The sequence below is a fragment of the Arthrobacter pascens genome (genome assembly GCF_017052465.1).
In the GTDB taxonomy this organism is placed as follows: Bacteria; Actinomycetota; Actinomycetes; order Actinomycetales; family Micrococcaceae; genus Arthrobacter; species Arthrobacter pascens.
The window spans coordinates 1-3,983 of record NZ_JAFHKT010000065.1 but is presented as its reverse complement, the minus strand read 5'-3'; the positions used below and the strand labels follow the sequence as shown (position 1 = coordinate 3,983).

General features: G+C 65.6%; 4 protein-coding genes and 1 pseudogene. All 5 read left to right on the top strand.

The genetic code is table 11. The annotated features are described in order from the left end of the window. Nucleotides 1-110 (top strand): annotated as a pseudogene (locus JYA52_RS22215) (phage holin family protein); the annotation flags it as partial. Beyond that, nucleotides 107-736: a DUF3618 domain-containing protein gene (locus tag JYA52_RS00345; protein WP_205651178.1), complete on the top strand. Its 630-nt coding sequence runs from the start codon at nucleotides 107-109 to the stop codon at nucleotides 734-736. The pseudogene JYA52_RS22215 and the gene JYA52_RS00345, both read left to right, overlap by 4 nt. A gap of 191 nt (nucleotides 737-927) precedes the next feature. Then, nucleotides 928-1,188 carry a GlsB/YeaQ/YmgE family stress response membrane protein gene (locus tag JYA52_RS00340; protein WP_205651177.1) on the top strand — a complete coding sequence of 87 codons (261 nt, stop codon included), beginning with the start codon at nucleotides 928-930 and terminating at the stop codon, nucleotides 1,186-1,188. Between the two features lie 102 nt (nucleotides 1,189-1,290). Further along, the gene (locus tag JYA52_RS00335) at nucleotides 1,291-2,655 is read left to right on the top strand and encodes a type I glutamate--ammonia ligase (RefSeq protein ID WP_205651176.1); all 1,365 of its coding nucleotides are present in this window, start codon (nucleotides 1,291-1,293) and stop codon (nucleotides 2,653-2,655) included. Then, nucleotides 2,655-3,800, top strand: a complete 1,146-nt coding sequence (locus JYA52_RS00330; protein WP_205651175.1) for an amidohydrolase family protein — start codon at nucleotides 2,655-2,657, stop codon at nucleotides 3,798-3,800. The genes JYA52_RS00335 and JYA52_RS00330 overlap by 1 nt, the downstream gene beginning before the upstream one ends. The last annotated feature ends 183 nt before the right edge of the window (nucleotides 3,801-3,983 follow it).

Sequence of the window (3,983 nt, the reverse complement as noted above, 5' to 3'; positions counted from 1 at the left end):
TGGCATCGGTCGGCCGCAAGGAACTCAAAGCCATCAAGGGCATGCCCCAGACCGCCGAGACCATCCAGGAAATTCCCCCCACCCTGAAACCCAATGGAGATCACCGATGAGTGAAAACCCGGACGCCATCCGCGCCGACATTGAAGCCACCCGCGCCCGCCTCGGCACCAACGTGGACGCGGTCGCCGACAAAGTCACACCGTCCAACATCGTCCACCGGCAGACCGACAAGGTCAAGGAAGCCGTCTTCGGAGTAAAGGAGAAAGTCATGGGAGCAGCGGACCACACGTCGGAGCACGTCCACAGGGCCTCCGGCAACGCCGGATCCGCCATGGGCGACGCCGGCTCCGCCGTCAGCTCCACACTCCACGACGCCGGCTCCGCCGTGGCCGACGCCCCGCACCAGGCAGCCCTGAAGACCCAGGGCAACCCCCTCGCCGCCGGCCTGATCGCCTTCGGCGCCGGCCTGCTGGTCTCCTCCCTGATTCCACCGAGCCAGAAGGAACGCGAAGCAGCCGAGACCCTGAAAACCGCAGCCGAACCGGTCACCACCCAGCTGACCGATGCCGCCAAGGACATGGCCCAAGGCCTGAAGGAACCCGCCCAGGAAGCCATGGAAAACGTCAAAGCCACCGCCACAGACGCCGCCCAGCACGTCAAGGGAGAAAGCCAGACCGCCGTCTCCGACGTCAAAGCCAGCGCCACAGACGCCAAGGACCACGTCCAAAACACCTAAAGCCCCTTGGGGTTTTGCGGCCGGCCGCCCTCCGCTCCGGGTGGCGGCCGCCCGCACCAGCCCGACAAAGGAAGACCACTATGAAGAAACTGCTCTTTACCCTGCTCCCGGCCATCATCGCCCGCGTGCTGCGCGCCCGCCAGGCACGGCAACGCCGCAACGACCCGAACCGCTACTAAGGAGCACCAACCATGATTGGATTCATCATCGCAGGACTCGTCATTGGGGCGCTGGCGCGCCTGATCAAGCCCGGGAAGCAGAACCTGGGACTGCTCGCCACCTTGCTGCTGGGACTCGCGGGCTCAGTTATCGGAGGCGTCATCGCGAGCCTACTGGGCACGGGAAACGTCTTCGAGCTTAATGTGTTGGGCTTCGTCGTTGCCGTAATCGCCGCGGTTCTGCTGATCGGGGTCGCCGAAAGCCTGGCGGGGAGGCGGAGGGTCACACGCTGATCCTGCCCCGGCTACTCCAGGACACCGGCCCTGTGCCCTGTTCCGCTGGTGGGCGCGTTCGTGAACCTTTCCTTGGACGGGGAGGCACCGCATGATAGGCGCATGACTCAATTCACCTCAGCCGACGAATCCGCCGTCGCAAGGGCACAACGCGAACTCCAGGAGGCCGGCGCCCGCTCTGTGATCGGCACGGTGGTGAATGCGTCTGGCGTCACGCTGGCGAAGAGCGTTCCGTTAGCCCGGCTCGGAGCCTTCCACCAATCCGGGATGGGTGCCGCCCCCGTCTGGCACGTCTTCACCATCGACGGCGGGATAGCGTTCACGGACAACATCACTCCTGTCGGCGATATGCGCCTCAAGATCGATATCGCAGGACTCCGCGTCCTGCCGGGTGGCCGGGCCTGGGCACCGGGCAGCCTTTTCGAACAGGACGGCGCCGCCTCTCCGGCCTGCGCCCGCGGTCTTCTGGCCGACGTCGACGGCAGTCTCGACGCGGCGGGATACCAGGCATTCGTTGGCCACGAGCTTGAATTCTTCCTCATCTCCCCGGATGGTTCAGCGCTGGAGACCGCGCCCTGGGTTCCGTACGGGGCGACCGGCCTTCTGGACCGATCGGAATTCCTCGATGACCTGCTGGCAGCGATGAATCAGGCAGGCATTCCCCAGGAGCAGATCCACGCCGAGTACGGCAGGAACCAGTTCGAATTTTCCCTTCCCCCGGCCTCCCCCGTTCAGGCCGCGGACGCCGCGGTCCTTGCCAAGATCATCGTGGGCATCGTCGCCAGGGCCCACGGCATGCAGGCCTCGTTCTCCCCCTCCCCCTTTCCCGGCACGGTCGGAAACGGGGCCCACCAGCACTTTTCGCTCCACAAGAACGGCCTGCCGCTCTTCTCCGGGGGCAGCGGACCGCACGGCATCTCCTCCGAGGGAGGCGCGGCCATCGGAGGAATCCTCGCAGGGCTCCCCGATATCCAGGGTTTCCTCACCGGATCAGTTTTGTCCGGAAGCCGGCTGGCACCCGGCACGTGGTCGGGCGCCTACTTGTGCTGGGGCCTGGAAAACCGGGAAGCCTCGGTGCGCTTTCTGAACGAGGGCACGAGCAATCCGCACGGAGCCAACGTCGAGGTGAAAATCATTGACCCGTCGGCAAACGTATACCTGGCCTCCGCTGCCATCCTTGCAGTCGCCCTTGACGGCATCCGAAGCGGTCACCAGCTTCCGGCAGAGGTCCCGGGTGACCCGGGAAGGCTGTCAGAAGAGGAACGGCAGCGGGCAAACGTCCGCCTGCTCTCCGATTCCCCCACCGCGATCATCGACACGCTGGACAAGTCACGGCTTGCCCGCGGGCTTCTCGGCGACGCGATCGTCGATGCCACGGTGGCCGTCCGGCGCTATGAACAGCGGGCCTCCGCGGACCTCGCGCCGGATGAGCTTGCCGCACGCTTTCGGCTTGCCTGGTCCATCTGATGGCGGGCGGTTCCTTCGCGGACTTCGTCGACCACGTCAGCCTTGTCGACCACCACGTGCATGGCGCGTTTAACGCCGACGGTGACGAGGCACGCTTTCAGAACTCACTCAACGAGGGGAACAACGAACCCCTGACCAACCCCGGGGACACCTACACCACGCAAATCGGGCTCGCCATCCGGCGCTGGTGCAGCGGCGTTCTTGATCTGCCGCGGCACGCGTCGCCGGCGGAATACTGGAGCCGGCGCTCCGAGCTTGGCGAACTCGAGGTCAGCCGGCGCATGACCCGCGCTGCCGGGGTGAGCGATTGGCTGATCGACACGGGATTGAACGCCCCTGGCTACCTCGGACCGGCTGGCATGGCCGACGTCTCCGGCGGGCGGACCCACGAGATCGTCCGGCTGGAAGTGGTCGCCGAACAGTTGATCACGGAGATCGCTAACCCGGCAGATTACGCCGAAGAGTTCGCTCAGCGGCTTCAAAACCTCACCCTCAGCGCTGTGGGCTTTAAAACCGTTCTCGCCTACCGCGCAGGGTTCGACGGGGATCTTAGCCGGCCGACGCCGGCTGCGGTCACCGAAGCGGCCCGCCGCTGGAAGGGGAACCTGGGCGGCGGCGGCACGGAGGCGAAGCTGACCGACGTGACACTCATTGCCCACGGGATCCACGCGGCGGTGTCGCTGAAGCTTCCGGTGCAGTTCCACGTCGGATTCGGCGACCGCGACCTGGACCTCCACAAGACCAATCCCCTGTATCTCCTGGACCTCCTCAGGTCCCCCGACGTCCGCGAGACACCGATCATGCTGCTTCACTGCTACCCCTTCGAGCGCGAGGCAGGCTATCTGGCCCATGCCTTTGAAAACGTCTACATCGACGTGGGCCTTGCCGTGAACTTCACCGGGGCGCGGAGCCGGGAGCTGCTGGCCCGCTCCTTCGAACTGGCCCCGTTCACAAAGATCCTGTACTCCTCCGACGCCTACGGCCCGGCCGAACTTCACTACCTCGGTACGAGACTGTGGCGCAACGCCATCACCAGGGTGATCGGCGAATGGATCGACAACGACGACTGGTCAGAGGCGGACGCCCGCAGGATCGTGGAACTCGTCGCACACGGCAACGCCCGCCGCGTGTACGCGCTGCCCTGAGCCGCCGACCCGGCCCCGATTGGCCCGGTGAATGCCCCTGTTTGCCCCGTTACCTTTTTCGTAGCCCCAGTCCTGTTGCAGGATAAGGGTGTGTTGGCAGGTCGGTCCCGGCATGGTTTCTGCCCCCAGTCGTTCATGATCCGGGGGGTGTTGTCACCGGGACCGGCTTGGCGGCAGTTGATC